This is a genomic window from Proteus sp. STS61-E, from assembly GCF_040932335.1.
Lineage (GTDB): Bacteria > Pseudomonadota > Gammaproteobacteria > Enterobacterales > Enterobacteriaceae > Proteus > Proteus mirabilis_B.
The window spans coordinates 467128-482556 of the sequence record NZ_JBFQGE010000002.1 but is presented as its reverse complement, the minus strand read 5'-3'; the positions used below and the strand labels follow the sequence as shown (position 1 = coordinate 482556).

Sequence of the window (15429 nt, the reverse complement as noted above, 5' to 3'; positions counted from 1 at the left end):
TAAAGCGTGATTGTGATGTCAAATAGGAGAAGATTTGTGGCAATTCATCCAAGAGCAGGGCAGCATACTCGTCAAAGTGATCTGATTAATGTGGCGCAATTAACGTCTCAATATTATTCACTTAAACCACAAGCTAGCAATAACGCTCATCGTGTGAAATTTGGTACATCTGGTCATCGCGGAAGTGCAAATCGCCATAGCTTCAATGAAGCGCATATTTTGGCAATTGCACAAGCTATTGCTGAAGTACGTGCTAAAAATGGAGTAACAGGGCCATGCTACGTGGGTAAAGATACTCATGGACTGTCAGAGCCTGCATTTATTTCTGTTTTAGAAGTACTTGCTGCCAATAAAGTTAAGGTGATTATTCAAGAAAATAATGGCTATACACCAACACCGGCAGTTTCTTTTTCTATTTTGACATACAACGAAGCACATCAAGATATTGCTGATGGTATCGTGATAACACCATCTCATAATCCACCTGAAGATGGCGGTATTAAATATAATCCATCAAATGGTGGACCTGCGGATACAGATTTAACTTCAGTTATTGAGAAACGTGCCAATGAACTGCTTGAAAACAATTTAGCGGGCATCAAACGTCTTTCTTATGATGAAGCATTAGCAAGTGGTTATATTGAAGCTCAAGACTTAATTATGCCTTATGTCAAAGCGTTAGGTGACGTTGTTGATATGGAAGCTATTAAGAAAGCAGGCTTAAAATTAGGTGTTGATCCATTAGGTGGTTCCGGTATCGAGTACTGGAAACGTATTGGTGAGTATTATGGTCTTGATCTTGAATTAGTTAACGATCAAGTTGATCAGACATTCCGTTTTATGACGCTTGATCATGATGGCGTTATTCGTATGGACTGTTCGTCACCATGGGCAATGGAAGGTTTATTACAACTGCGTGATAAATTTGACTTAGCTTTTGCCAATGATCCTGATTATGACCGTCATGGTATTGTGACACCGTCTGGTTTAATGAACCCAAACCACTATTTAGCGGCTGCAATTAACTATCTTTTCCGTCATCGTCCACAATGGGCTAAAGATGTAAAAGTGGGTAAAACACTGGTTTCAAGTGCAATGATTGACCGTGTTGTCGCTGACTTAGGTCGTGAACTTGTTGAAGTGCCAGTTGGTTTTAAATGGTTTGTTCAAGGCTTATTTAGTGGTGAATTTGGCTTTGGTGGTGAAGAGAGTGCAGGTGCATCTTTCTTACGCTTTAATGGCAAACCATGGTCAACCGATAAAGACGGCATCATTTTATGTCTGTTAGCTGCTGAAATGAAAGCCGTCACAGGTAAAGATCCGCAAGAGCATTACAACGAATTGGCACAACGCTTTGGTTCACCAAGCTATAACCGTATTCAAGCATCAGCAACTCATGAACAAAAAGCGCTGTTGTCTCGCTTATCACCAGAAATGGTAACCGCAAGCACATTAGCTGGCGACCCGATTACTGCACGTTTAACACATGCATCAGGTAATGGCGCATCTATTGGTGGCTTAAAAGTGATGACCGATTACGGTTGGTTTGCGGCTCGTCCTTCTGGCACTGAAGAAGCATATAAGATTTACTGTGAAAGCTTCCGGGGCCCTGAGCATCGTGAATTAATTGAAAAAGAAGCGATTGAAATAGTAAATAATGTTTTTGCTAACAAATAAGTTAGTGCAATAAACTATTTATATAGAATACACTCTACCCAAAGGTAGAGTGTATTTTTTTAATTATTGAATATTTTTAGATCACAGCATTGATATCCATCATTGAGGTTGATTTAGAATTAAAAATAGAGTGGATAATCAATACAATGCAAAATAATTTTGTTTTACGAAGTGTACGTTACATGCTGGATCTAAGTGATGCGCATGTTGTTGAAATCATGAAACTGGCTGATTACACAGTTACAAAAGAGTTAGTAAATAGCTGGCTGAAAAAAGACGATGAACCTGAATTTGTCGAGTGTGACGATAATGCAATGGGGCATTTTTTAAATGGTTTAATTTTTTATCGTCGCGGAAAAGATGAAAACTTCCCAGCACCTGAAGTTGAAAAGCGTATTACAAATAACATTATCTTAAAAAAACTGCGTGTCGCTTTTGAATTAAAAGATGTGGATATTCTAAAGATTTATGAGCTTGCGGACTTCCGTGTTTCTAAGCCTGAATTAAGTGCTGTATTTCGTAAACCAGGACATAAAAACTACCGTAATTGTGGCGATCAGCTTGTAAGATACTTCCTGAAAGGATTAACCGAAACCCTACGCGGTAAAGGTAAAGCAGTTAAGAAATAAGTTCAGGGTATTTTAAGCTATAAAATTCTCTATTTACTGTGACACCCCCAAAATTGGTTTTCAATATTGGGGTGTTTTTTTATGGTATTAGCTGGCAAATTAATAAATTTATTGCTACTGTTGTATTACTAAGTAATACAATGTGGGAAGGATTTATGGCACGAGTAACTAGCGTAACTTTGGGTGAACATTTTAATGGTTTTGTTGGTGAAATGATTAATTCAGGACGTTATGGAAATACCTCTGAGGTAATCAGAGATGCTTTACGTATGATGGAAATCAGAGAAAAACGGCTCCAAATAGTTCGCAAAATGGTACTAGATGGTGTGAATTCACCAGAGAGTGAAAACAACATGGATGATATTTTTTCAAGAGCTGAAAAGGACTTAAATGTATAAACTCTCTAAATTAGCAGAAGAAGATATTTATCAAATTGCACGTTATACCATTCAGCAATTTGGTGTAACTCAGGCAAAAAAATATCATAATGAGTTACAACAGACTTTTGAGCTACTTGCTCGAGCACCTTGGATTGGGCGAGAGTGTAATTGGGTATGTGACGGTATGAGTCGATTTGAGTTTAAAAAACACTCAATTTATTATCTACCAAAAAATGATACCTTATTTATCGCTCGCCTTATCCATCATTCAATGGATGTGGATTTTCTTGATTTCCCTGAATAAGTATTTCATTACTCACTGCTAAATGTATTATTCAGTTGTATATTATTTAGCAGTAGATCTATATTATTATACTAAAACCCGCATTCTTGAATACTCTACTTCTCCTCTCTATTTGATTTTTTCTTTTTTGATAATTTATCCTCGAAATTATTTACTACCACTTTTATTAAGTAAAAATACCGATCTGGTTTTGTTAATAAATATGTCATTTATGTTTCATTTTTGTTTCTGTTCTGAAATTTAATTACATATCAAGCAAAATAAAGGTGATTTTTCGCACGAATTAAGTGGTCTGATCAGTAGTAAAATTTCATCAAATGAGGTAAAATTTCAGTCATCAAATTAATCTCTATACAGGAGAGCACTATGCCAGCTTATAACGAATATACAAAAAAACATGTTTTAGCCCGTCGTACTGGTGCTGTTGCGCTAGGTGTTGTGGCATTTCCTGTTATGATTTTCCATCCTAAACGCGCACAATTTTATAGCTATATACATCGTGTATGGTCTAAAACAAGTGATAAACCAGTTTGGCTGGCAAAATCAGAAGTGGCACTAAATAGTCACAAATAACAGAATATTAAGATAACGCCTGCAAAAGTAGGCGTTATTTTTATCTCTTTTTAAGCACTTTTCTGGTGCGGCCTTCTTGTTTTTTCTTATCCTCAAATAATCTTCAATTTTTACGTTACAATAAACAATAATGAGTCATTTAAACGAATGCCATTAGTCTATTGCTATTTGTACTATTGTTATATAAATAGTGGCATTCGTGATAACAGGGAAATAAATGAAATGAAGAATACTGATCTGGAATTAGTGATTAATGAGAAGTTAAGCATTGAGAACTTTCAAGATTATGCGCCTAATGGACTTCAAGTCGAAGGACGCCCTCATATTCAAAAAATAGTAACGGGTGTGACTGCAAGCCAAGCATTACTTGATGAAGCAGTACGATTAAACGCTGATGCAATTTTAGTACACCATGGTTACTTTTGGAAAAATGAGCCTGTTGTTATTCGTTCAATGAAGCGTAATCGCTTAAAGACATTGCTTTGTAATGACATTAATCTTTTTGGTTATCACCTGCCGTTAGATGCCCACCCAATCTTAGGAAACAATGCTCAATTAGCGTTAAAAATGGGCGTTAAAGTTGAAGGTGAAATATTACCTTTAGTGCCTAAAGGTGTATTTGATTTGCCTTTAACGCCTCTTGAATTAAAAGAACGTTTAGAAAAAGCATTACAACGCAATGTATTACATTGTGGTGATAATGCACCTGAAACTATTCGTAATATTGCTTGGTGTACGGGGGGCGGACAGGGCTTTATTCAAGATGCAGCTGAGCAGGGTGTGGATGCTTTTGTAACGGGTGAAGTTTCGGAACAGACTATTCATATCGCCAGAGAAATGGGCGTTCATTTTTTTGCAGCGGGACACCATGCGACAGAGCGTTATGGTATTAAAGCATTAGGTGAATGGCTTGCTCAAACACATCACTTTGATGTGACGTTTGTTGATATTGATAATCCAGCATAAGCCTACTTATTCTTATTTTATCAGCTATCTCTCTAATTAAAGAGAGATAGCTTTTTTGTATATAGAAAACCCCGGCAATACCGGAGATATTTATTACTCGTTAAGCTGAATGGGTAATGGACTTTGTAATTGTTGCAGATTATCGCATAGCCAAATTAACTGTAATAAAGCCTGAGAGTCACGTGTAGTTAATGCCAGATAACGAGCCAATTGGTTGGCAATTAATGTCATTCCTAAATCATCAGCAGTATGCTTGCTTATTTCTAACTGCTCTTTTTGCATTTCAGAAAGCAATTCTCGTCCGGTACATGCTTGGGCTTCTAATACAGACAAAATAGGGCGACAAAATTTTTGTGCTAATGTCGGTTCACTGTGATGCATTGCCGTTTGTTGCTTACGTTTAGCCATATATTCTTGAATACGACTAATAAACCCCGATTGTTTTTTCTTACGTGGAAATTGGTCAAAATCGAGATAAAACATTTCAATGCCTTTTTCGGTTTTGAGCCAAATAGTCGTTGGCAATAAATCCATATTTAAATCACGTCGAACAGGTTGCACGGTGACTGCAACTATCTCTAATTCTCGCTTAGTGAGATAACGTAATTCTTCCAGATTATTTTGCATTGTTCCTTCCCAATAAAGACGTAAGAAGGCTGAATTATCATGATTATCTGAAACATCCCAAATAACACATTGCTCTATTTCATACCAAATTAAAGGCTTATAGCTTTTGATATGTAAGACGAGAGGGGAAAGAAATCCATCAGGTTGATTAGCAAAATAGTCTGGTAACTCTTGCCAATTGTTGATCCCTAATTCAGTTTGTAGATTGTGATAATCGGTAATATCAAGAAAATCCGTTTGGTTTTGTGCGAAGCTTTCGCCAATAGTTGCCAGTTTTCCTTCATCAGAAATACGAGGCTCTTGTAATAAAAAAGGGCGACGCATTAATTTATCGGATGTTTGTTTCCATAAGGATAAACTATTCCAAACACTATAACGATTAAACAGAGTATCAAGTTGATTAGGGCGAGCTTGAGTCGCTTGTAAGAGCTGTTTCTCTTCTTTATCCCAAAAGGTAAAGGTTGCGCCTAATGCACCACTTTGCGCTGTCCACCAATTTGCGCCAACAGGGATAAGAGAGAGGCTGGTTTTTTTATCGTCATATTGACGACGAAGTTGTCCTCGTAACACTTTTAGCTGTTCTGGCGTCGCACTGGATAATTGAAATAGATAGGCTGAAATATGCGCCAGCAAGCGCAAGACATTACTTTCATCCATAGTGAAATGTCTTTCTGCCAACAGTTTGACTTGAGTGCTCAATGTTCGTAAATAAGATGCCAAACGAGGTAAACCTTCTGCTCGAGCAGACATATTCAATAAGTGCAATTGTGTGGCACTGCTCAAGCTGATATGTGATAGCCCTTGGCGCAATAAATCATAAATAAATTGTTCAACCGTCGTAATTAACGCTGCTTCTTCTTCATTGAGAGGGCGCTTTGAAGATTGCACAATGATTAAATCTTCAGGCCAACTCCATGGTTGAGCATGTTGTTCAAATATTTTAGCCACAATAGCAAGGTGGAATGCTTTTTTCTGTGAGTCAGAAAATGGCGATAACATGCCATCGTAACCACTACCTTGTAAGAAAATAACAGGCTCATCAACATCAGGGAGTTGAATTTTTAACTGTGTCCCTGTGTCTTCTAAATCCAATGTTATTGTTTCCCACTGCTCAACTAATTTAATCGCCACACGACAGGCTGGTTTTCCTGCTTTTTTGATTAAGGTTTCCGGATCAAGCGTGAATAGCGCGGGTAACAGTGGAGAAATTTCAACAGGCTCCGCAATAGCTTCTGATGAAGTTTCATCACTATTATCGTTACTTGAATTATCAGCACTATTATTAGCTTGTAGCCATAAAACAGCGGCTAAAATATGTTTGCAACAACCAGATGCAGAACAATCGCAACTGGCTTGTTGAATTCCCGCTTCGTGTAAAACAACATTTTGTCCATCACTGCTAAATTGCCCAGTATTGGCATCAGTGAGAGAAACTTTTTCGTTATCAACATCTTTTCTTGCGCGTCTTAATAATCCTGCATTAGCAAATACAGTGAGCGCATCTTCATCGTAATGAAAGTAAACAGTTTGCCAACTCATTGCATTACCTCTGCCAACCATTGTGCGAAATGTTCAGGTGTTAACGCTGCAACTTGCATGCCTCTATCTGCAAGCTTTTGTGCAATAGCAGAGTCATAAGCAGGTTGAGCCTCATCATCAAGTGCTGCAAGACCCAATAATTTAACTTGTTGGCTATTAAGACGTTGCGTGCAATCTAATAAACGGTTTAATGAGCCACCTTCTTCAAAGTCACTGATAAGTGAAATAACTGTGCGTTTAGGGTTTTTGACCAAACTTTCACAGTATTGCATTGCACCTGCAATATCAGTACCGCCACCCAATTGTACCGTCATTAAAACTTCAACGGGATCGTCTGCTAAATGCGATAAATCGACAACTTGGGTATCAAAAACCACTAAAGAGACATTAACAGCAGGTAAAGAGGCTAAAATACTGGCACAAACAGCCGCATACATAATTGAGCTAGACATTGACGCACTTTGGTCAACGCAAAGAATGACATCCCACGGAAAATGTTGTTGCATCCGTGAGTTAAAGTAAGGAGTTTCAATCACTAAACGGCGATTTTGAGTATCGTAATGTTTTAAGTTTGCAGCGATGGTGGCACGCCAATCAAAGTTACGGCTATTAGGCACTAAAGAGCGTCTAAAACGATTACGGCGACCTGTTAATGATTGGCGAAAGTTATTGCGAATTTGACGCAAAATATCATCGACCACTTTACGAATAATCGTTTTAACTGCATCTCGCGTTTCTTCACTCATACGTCCACGTAAACTTAATAATGTTTTCGCTAACGCTTTTGTTGGCTCCATCGCTTTTAACGTATTGGGATCTTTAAGAAAACTACTGATTTGATAACGTTCAATAGCCTGTGATTGCATACGTTCAAAGGTGCTATTAGGGAATAGCTTACGTGCTTGATTTAGCCAGTTTACCGCAGTAAGTTGCGATGCATCGAGTGATCCATGACGTCCTCGCTCTTGGCGAAGACCTCGGCGCTGATATTCTCGGCGGTAGAGAAAGTCGAGTGTACGCTCCACTTTTAAATCATCAGCATTAAAAGTCGCTTGCCCAAGGGCATCATCAGCATATTGACCTAAAATCAGACGCCAACGTTTTGCTTGTTTTATTTTATCTTCAGGCACATCGTCATTATGCTGACTCATAAGTCGTATCTCCTTTCTCTATTTTCTTAGCGTCAAACCAAGAAATCATGCCTTGTTCCATTATTCGCTGTTGTAATTTTTGATTGAGTTTAGTGGCTTCAAGCATCTGTTTAGCACTAAATTCTGACTGCCATAAAGATAACGCTTGGGTATCTAAACCAATATCGTTGGCAATATATTGCGCCAGCTCTGCATTTTGTTTGGGATTAAGTTGGCTAAAGGCAAAACGCAGATCAGGTAAGATCTGAATAAATCGCTCTTCATCCCATTGCTGTAGCAAGGTATTTAAGTGATCGACCAATAACGGAAGGCGAATAACTAACTCTGGTGCTGTTCGCATCATACCAACGAAATAACCAATGGCATGTTCAGGAGAACTGCCTGTACTGAAGGTCGTATTTAGCGCGGTGACCAACGTATTTTCATCAATATATGAACCTAAATAACGTAAGGCATCTACTGCACCTTTTAATAAAGGCACTGTATCTAATTGACCATCAAGGCGATTGAGTTGCTGATAGAAATCACTTTTATAATCATGCTGATTATTGAGCGATGGCATAAATTCAATCAATTCACGTAAAGAGAGTAGAGCTTGTAAATTGCTTTCTTGTTGTTGCTCATCACCTTGAGCCAATTGCTCTAAACAAAAGAAAGCTTGAGGAATAACTTGATGTAGGCGATTTTCAAGTGAAAGCTCATCGGTAATATCAAGATATTGGCGACCTCGCCATAAATGGATCAGTTTATGTCCACACTGGGTCAGTGATTCAAGCCGGAAATCTTGCTGAATATAGCTATCTAACAGTTTAAAGAGTGAAGGAATGCGCTGGTGGAGCCCAATTAATGCTGCTTGGATTAATAATGTAACCGCACTCTGGCTTGAACGACTTTGCCCTTGTTCTTCAAGCTGTTTTTCCATTGATAACAGCTTATTTAAGGCGATAGCTTCAAGTTGAGAGCCTTTCTCTGATAATGAAATTAGCTCGCCTTCTACATTGGGTGTCCAAGCGTATTGCCACTCTTCAAATAACAGATCTAATTGATGACCAGAAAGAAAATCAGGACCATTTACACGGTGTGCAAAATGGATCTCTAAGAAAGCCAACAAATGTAGAAAACGGCTTCTTAAGCGATGTTGTGGGTTACGATAAACATCACATTTAGTTGTTTTTGCTAAAGTATCGTCAAGTTTGAAACGAAACGCTCTAGCTCGCTCATAAGTCTCATTAACTAAAGGAGGTGTTGCCGTACCTAATGGAATTTTACCTAAGAGATAGCCTGAGAAACAGGTTTTGATTTCAGCCCATAATTCGCTTTGGCTATCATCTAAACTGCCCTTAATAAAGGCACTTTGTAAACCATCAAGCAAATCATAGCGACCTGTACCTGCGTGATCTCTTAATAAAGCGAGGCGTAAGCTCTGTTCGGCTGCGAGTTTTACAGCTAAATAACTCGGTGGATTATCAAACTGTTTTTCTCTAATCGCTTGGGCAACAGAGCTTAGAAAAGCAATCCCCATTTTATTGCGATAAACTTGGGTTGGTTGCTTTGCAATATCATTATTTTCTAATTTATCATGGTGTTGTTGCATCAAACTTTGCCAAGCTTGTTGATAAAATGCAGGAGAAGGCATTCCTGAAGCATAACCATTAAGCGCATCTAGTCTGTCAAAACTGTAGCGAATAAGCCAAGCTTGCTCATTTTCGCCCATTTTTTGCATTTTAGTGAATTGCTTTTGTTCTGTGCTAGAAATGGCGAAAGATTGAGATTGTGAGTTAGCTAGACCTTCAATTAATGCAAGGGTATGGAATCCCCCTGTGACGATTAAAATTTTAGCATTAGGCTCTTGCTGTTTGATGGTTTGAATATGAGCGAGCATATGTGCTTCACGCTGTGAAGAGCCCTCAGATTCAAGCACTTCAGGTTCATAATCAAGACGTGCAAGTGCGCACCAAATAAAGGTGTCATTAAAAAGTGTTTGCCAATCAGCCAAGGCTTCAATACTACGTAATTCAAAAAGATGCTCCCAAACATCATCATGATCACGACAGTGGCATTTTTTAGCTAGTTGCGCGATAAACTGGCTATGTGCTAAATAACGTTCTTTTTGTAAGCTCCGACTTTGCGAGTCGCTATACTCTTCGTTATTAACTTGTGCAGCCCAAGGTAAATCAATAAAACGTGTTTTGGCATTGATGCGCAAACCACCTCGCAAAGCTTGCCATTCAGGCGAATATTCACAAAATGGAAAATAAGCAGAGTGCAGTGATTTCTCACGCTCTTCTTGGTTTCCATCGTTATGCAAATACTCCGCTTGCCCCATAATCGCAACGGGAGGTAGGGTATCTTTATCTGTTAGGCTAGGAATAAGTGAATTAAAGGTATCTGGGCCTTCAATTAAAATATAGTCAGGTTTTACAGAATCAATTAATGATAAAACCGCATAAGCACAAGCAGGGCTATGGTGGCGTACAGGGGCAAAATAGATATGTTGTTGCTGTAACGACGTCCATTTCAGTCGTGCTTGGTCAATTCTTTCTGGCAAAGGTATTGAAGGTAGCGTCACCGTGTCGATCCCTTTTCTGGGTGAAAAGGCAGAGTAAGTTAACTCTGCCTTTAATAGATAAATAACGTATTTTAATGTGTAGCTACAAGCTTTAGCGTTTTATTGCCAAAACTCTTTTGATGCATCAAAGAAAGCTTTCCACTCTTTACTGTTTCTTGCTCTCTCTCTAGCGACGTTGTCCATGTAATAACGAATACGTTTGATATCATCAGCATTGTCTTTTAATACAACACCGATTAATTGGCGGGCAATTGCGCCTGCATTCATCACTCCATCACCTAAATAATGCGCTTCTAAGGCACAAGCATAAGCGATGTTCACGGCTTCTGCGGTTGACATAACCGCATCAGGTGTTTTGATATTACCGCCATCTTTCGTATTACCTGAGCGCAACTCTTGGAATGTTGTGACCAGTAATTCCACAACATCCGCCGGTACAGTGACTTCATTGGCTAAGGAGCCTAATTCGTTCTCAAGCTGTGATTGGATCAGGCTGATTTCAAATGCAGGATCACGAATAGGTTTCACAGTTTCAAAGTTAAAACGGCGCTTTAATGCAGCCGACATTTCATGAACACCGCGATCACGTAAGTTTGCTGTACCGATAAGGTTAAATCCCGGTCTTGCACTAATACGCGCACCATCACCCATTTCAGGGATCATCAATTGTTTCTCTGACATTAAGGAAACTAGCACATCCTGAATTTCAGGAGGGCAACGAGTTATCTCTTCAAAGCGAACAATTTTACCTTGTAACATACCTTGATAAAGCGGCGAACCCACTAAAGCGCGTTCTGTTGGGCCTTCTGCTAATAGCAATGCATAGTTCCAAGAATACTTAATATGATCTTCTGTTGTACCCGCTGTTCCTTGGATGGTTAAACCTGAATCACCACTGATGGCAGCAGCAAAAAGCTCTGAGAGCATTGATTTTGCCGTACCCGGTTCACCGACCAACATTAAACCTTGTTTACCCAATAATGTGACAATTGCACGATCAACCAATGCATCATCGCCGAAAAACTTAGGTGTGATGCCTAATGCATCATCACCTAAAATAAATTGGCGTACAGCACGGGGTGAGCGAAGCCATCCTTGTGGTTTAGGATTATTAGCATCAGCTTTTGTTAAACGCTCTAACTCTTGAGCAAATCGAACCTCAGCACTTTCCCTAATTGCTTGTTGATCTGCGGGTGCTTTTTTAGCCATATTCTTTCCTAATTATCCCTATCTTTTACCAAGGTGTTTTCTTTTCCCATTCAGGATCAAATCCTGCACAAGCTTCAGCGACTTTTAGATAATCCGCATAGCTTTCTGCTAATAGAATAGGTGGTACATCTTTTAGCTCAACATTATTGCGATCCCAGTAATCTTGCTGATTTTTCTCAAAGCTTAAATCAAATAAGACAGCTGGAATGTTTTCTTCTGGAACATAGCTACCACTGAAACCGATATTCACGTAGTAGTTTAAACTAGAGAAGAATTTATAATAGTGAGAGAACGAGCCACCATCTTCTGCTGGGCCTCGTTGATAACCCATTTTGGTTAAAATACCACGTAGAGTGAAGGTGTCTGTGATCCAGCCTTTTCTGTCTTCCACTTCTGTTTGTTTCAGATCTAATTCTGGGATTTTATGCTCCATTTGAGAGAACAAGAATTTCACTTTGTAATCTTTAAAGTGAGCAATCCATGCCTTACGCTCATCTTCATTAACCAATGCTGCGTGAGCAAGTTGGATCAACGAATCGTTTTGTAAAGTCACTTCATCATCTTCAAGATTGAGCAATGCACCGTCATCAGAAGGGCGGAATGTATTGATAACCTTGCCATCTTTCACTTCTTGCCAAACCAATTGTTCAATCAGTTTATGCATGATTGGGTGAGCTAAGATATATTCTTGCCAATCCGCGCTTAACCACTGACGTTGAGCACACATGGCTTCATATAAACGTACACTTTGCAGCTCAATAACTTGTTTAAGTTCTTTTTTACTCGAAGTGAAGAGCTTTTTCGCTTCTTTGATAAGCTCAGCATCGTCATTTTTACGCGCAGCAGGTAAGGCTTTAACTTCTTTACCTTCCGGATTAAACAAGACCAGTTTTTGTTTTGCATCCATCTTCGCAGTAAAGATACGCTCACCATATTCCAGTACTAATGTACCCGTATCATCAAAGCCAGCAGTCGGAATAGTTCTGTCTGCTAATTCATCTGAGCTCCAACCATTACGTTCAGCAATTTGCGTGACTAAATTACGGGCTTTTTCTTGAACCGATGCGGTGCGATAACGGCGTGATAATGAAAGAAGAAGCTGAATGATAATTGGATCATTGCTTGATGCTACTGCATCAATCATGGCTTCAATTTGAGCACGGCGCTGATAGTGATCACGCATATAGTTACGTAATACAGATACTGCAACATGGCCTTCAATACCGCAGATAAGCGCTAACATACCTTTATCGCTGATTGCAGAGCCTAAATAACGACGTAACACCTCGTTTTTAATTTCTTCAACCACTTGCTCTAACGTATAGTTTTCATATTTAGCGTAATATTCAGGATAACGCTTCGCCCAGTTTTGATAGTTGCTTAAACGCCCCGGAGCTTCACGTTGTGCTTCGACCATTGCTTCTTCAAGTGATGGACCTTTAATATCCTGAGCAACAAAGGTATGCAGAATAAAGCTTGAAAGTTTATGCTGGCTATCAGTAGAGAGCAGACCGATATAACGTTGTAATAACGCGTTTCCTCCTGGCATTTTTAATTTCACTGCCAGAATAATCCACCAACGAATAATCGCCGGATCAACCGCTTTCTTGTTTTCCCATGTTAATGCAGGAATAGCATCAAAGTTAAACCAAGCAAGGCTTGCAGGAGCTTTGGCTTTAAGGCCTTTTTCAGCTTCAGCTAATAAAGTTTTTGGTGATAAGTAACTTGAGATATCTTCACCCAGTTGCTCTAACGCCGTTAATAAAGAGGCGCGTACAACTTCGCGTTTCTCTTTTTTCAATAAGGCATTCAGTGCAGGCAATGATTCTGGATTTTTTAAACGTGCCAACCACTCAATAGCGGTAACGCGAATTTCTTGTTTCGCAGAAGATAAACCTTCTTGAGCACTTGTATGAATATTTGGCAGTGTCTCAAGTAAATTCTGCGCTGAAACACGGTGCATTTTATTTTCACCTAATGCCAGTTCCATAATTCGAGGCACGAATTGTGCTGGAATGGTAGGGAAACGACCTAATACTTTAATACCTTGTGAAATCTCAAACTGGCGATAGCGACGCTCACTTTGACTTGGCATTAAATTCAGGGCTTCAGCGATATAATCGGTATGTTGAGAGAAGAAAGGCCAAACTTGCTCCGGTCTACGGAAGCGTTTTAAACCATCTTCATAAGATTCTAAACATAATGCAGCAGTCAGGCGGGCTGCATTTTTAAAGTTGCAACGTTGCAATACATCTTCAAGGTGACGTAATTCAATATCACTAAATAAGCGTTCAGGAATTTCGCCATTAAAATAGTGAGAAGAGAAGTGATCGGCATGTTGGCGATTATTAACTATCACACGCACAGCGTGGAATAGCGTATATTCAGGCAAGTTTAAAACACGATTTTTATGTTTAATGATTTGAATTTCATTTGATTGGATCGAACCTTGTCCGCTATTGAGTTTATCAACTAATGCACGACACTGTTTTTCATCAATTTTACCTAAATCTTTTAAATGGCGCTGTGCCCAATTATAAGTGTGTTTAGCCGTTTTATTTTCTTCAATTTCACGTTCAGCATTTTCTTTGGCTTTGACCAAGATCTCATTGAAGTTATTGACCATCATATCGCGAACGCTATCAGGCAATGGAGTGTCTTCTAATGGCGTGAAATCAGGAGCCTCAATAGCCTCTACGGTATTGGCATCATCTGCAACATTAAAACGTAGTAGGGCGCTTTCAATACTTTTCATGACCGCTTTTGAAGTTTCATGTTTTAACGCTTCTTCAAGTACCTCACGGTTTTCACCTTGGCGTGCAAATAAATCGGCTGCTTGAGTACGTTGTTTTGGCGTACCATTCATTAAAACATGAGTAAGATTTTCTTTAACAATTTCAGGCGGTAAGGTGACTAAAATAGGCTCTGCGGCTTTTTTAACAGTTTTTAAGCTGCTGGTGGCAAGTAACACGATAATGTCAGCAAAATTGTCACGTAACACAGTGTTTTTATTAAGATAATTAATTAACTCAACTAAGCCATTTGCTGACAGTTTTTCAATTAATTCTGTTCTAACAAACTCTTGATGTGAAAGTAGGTAGTCTTTTAAATCACTTAATTCATAAATACGCTTCAGATTAGATGCATAGTATTCAGAAACATCTTTTCTATCAAACACCGCGAATAAGGCATTTTCACCCGCAATATTGGCCTCTTTTTCGACCATATTAGCGATAAATTCCATATTCCAATGTTTGCGATGCTCTAAATTGAGATTACGCGCATTTTCATAAGTGTTGTAAAACACATCAATTAAAAGATAAAGCACCCAAGTTGGTACTTCTTTTGTAATAACTTTAATATTGATATCTTGGCAAGCAGCCGCAAGGACTTTACCGAAACGCGCTACTTGTTCTGATGAAAAGCCATCGCCGACTTTAGAATAGAGTTTGTGTCGTGCGTTCAGCCCTTGAGTGATCACTTTGCTATATTGGCCAGTATTCACATTATTGTGTGCATACCACCACTCTAGAGTACCTGGTTTATCAAAATAAACCGCCGCTTTTGAAGCATCCAGCTTGTTTAATTCGAAAAGGATCTCCGGATTTTCACCTGTAAGTACATAATTTAATGTACGTTTAGGTAAGCTCTCATCAAATACTGCAAGCAATACCAGTGATTCTTGGAGATGTTTTTCGGTAATTGCGACGTCTTTTTTCCCAAAAAGAGGGAAAATGTCTAAGATTTTTTTTATCACGCCAGTTCCTTAAGCTATGTATGGATAAACAGTTTTTTTTACCATGAA

At 39.0% G+C, this 15429-nt stretch carries 11 protein-coding genes; 6 read left to right on the top strand and 5 right to left on the bottom strand.

Annotated features, from left to right (window positions below; genetic code table 11):
- Positions 1-36: 36 nt before the first annotated feature.
- The 6 genes from pgm (at position 37) to AB4J89_RS07980 (ending at position 4529) form a co-directional block, all read left to right on the top strand.
- Positions 37-1677, top strand: a complete 1641-nt coding sequence (pgm, locus tag AB4J89_RS08005; RefSeq protein WP_088493428.1) for a phosphoglucomutase (alpha-D-glucose-1,6-bisphosphate-dependent) — start codon at positions 37-39, stop codon at positions 1675-1677.
- A 146-nt stretch (positions 1678-1823) separates the two neighbouring features.
- On the top strand, positions 1824-2306 hold the full coding sequence (locus AB4J89_RS08000; protein ID WP_036938475.1) for a DUF1456 family protein: 483 nt from the start codon (positions 1824-1826) through the stop codon (positions 2304-2306).
- Between the two features lie 155 nt (positions 2307-2461).
- Positions 2462-2704 carry a type II toxin-antitoxin system ParD family antitoxin gene (locus AB4J89_RS07995; protein ID WP_088495954.1) on the top strand — a complete coding sequence of 81 codons (243 nt, stop codon included), beginning with the start codon at positions 2462-2464 and terminating at the stop codon, positions 2702-2704.
- Positions 2697-2990 carry a type II toxin-antitoxin system RelE/ParE family toxin gene (locus AB4J89_RS07990; RefSeq protein ID WP_088493427.1) on the top strand — a complete coding sequence of 98 codons (294 nt, stop codon included), beginning with the start codon at positions 2697-2699 and terminating at the stop codon, positions 2988-2990. Before AB4J89_RS07995 ends, AB4J89_RS07990 begins: the two co-directional genes overlap by 8 nt.
- Before the next feature lie 366 nt (positions 2991-3356).
- Positions 3357-3563, top strand: a complete 207-nt coding sequence (locus AB4J89_RS07985) for a YbfA family protein (protein ID WP_036912074.1) — start codon at positions 3357-3359, stop codon at positions 3561-3563.
- A gap of 222 nt (positions 3564-3785) precedes the next feature.
- Positions 3786-4529, top strand: a complete 744-nt coding sequence (locus tag AB4J89_RS07980) for a type 2 GTP cyclohydrolase I (RefSeq protein WP_165125216.1) — start codon at positions 3786-3788, stop codon at positions 4527-4529.
- Positions 4530-4622: 93 nt separating this feature from the next.
- Here the strand turns inward: AB4J89_RS07980 and AB4J89_RS07975 are convergent, their stop codons facing one another.
- The 5 genes from AB4J89_RS07975 to AB4J89_RS07955 form a co-directional block, all read right to left on the bottom strand.
- Entirely contained in the window at positions 4623-6695 is a 2073-nt protein-coding gene (locus AB4J89_RS07975) for an SWIM zinc finger family protein (RefSeq protein ID WP_368468847.1), read from the bottom strand.
- Positions 6692-7846 (bottom strand): VWA domain-containing protein, encoded by a 1155-nt coding sequence (locus tag AB4J89_RS07970; protein WP_088493424.1) that lies wholly within the window; start codon positions 7844-7846, stop codon positions 6692-6694. Before AB4J89_RS07970 ends, AB4J89_RS07975 begins: the two co-directional genes overlap by 4 nt.
- Positions 7833-10415 carry a DUF5682 family protein gene (locus AB4J89_RS07965; RefSeq protein ID WP_368468845.1) on the bottom strand — a complete coding sequence of 861 codons (2583 nt, stop codon included), beginning with the start codon at positions 10413-10415 and terminating at the stop codon, positions 7833-7835. The genes AB4J89_RS07970 and AB4J89_RS07965 overlap by 14 nt, the downstream gene beginning before the upstream one ends.
- A 99-nt stretch (positions 10416-10514) precedes the next feature.
- Entirely contained in the window at positions 10515-11624 is a 1110-nt protein-coding gene (locus tag AB4J89_RS07960) for an AAA family ATPase (protein ID WP_088493422.1), read from the bottom strand.
- A gap of 25 nt (positions 11625-11649) precedes the next feature.
- Positions 11650-15381: a DUF4132 domain-containing protein gene (locus AB4J89_RS07955; protein WP_088493421.1), complete on the bottom strand. Its 3732-nt coding sequence runs from the start codon at positions 15379-15381 to the stop codon at positions 11650-11652.
- Positions 15382-15429 lie beyond the last annotated feature (48 nt).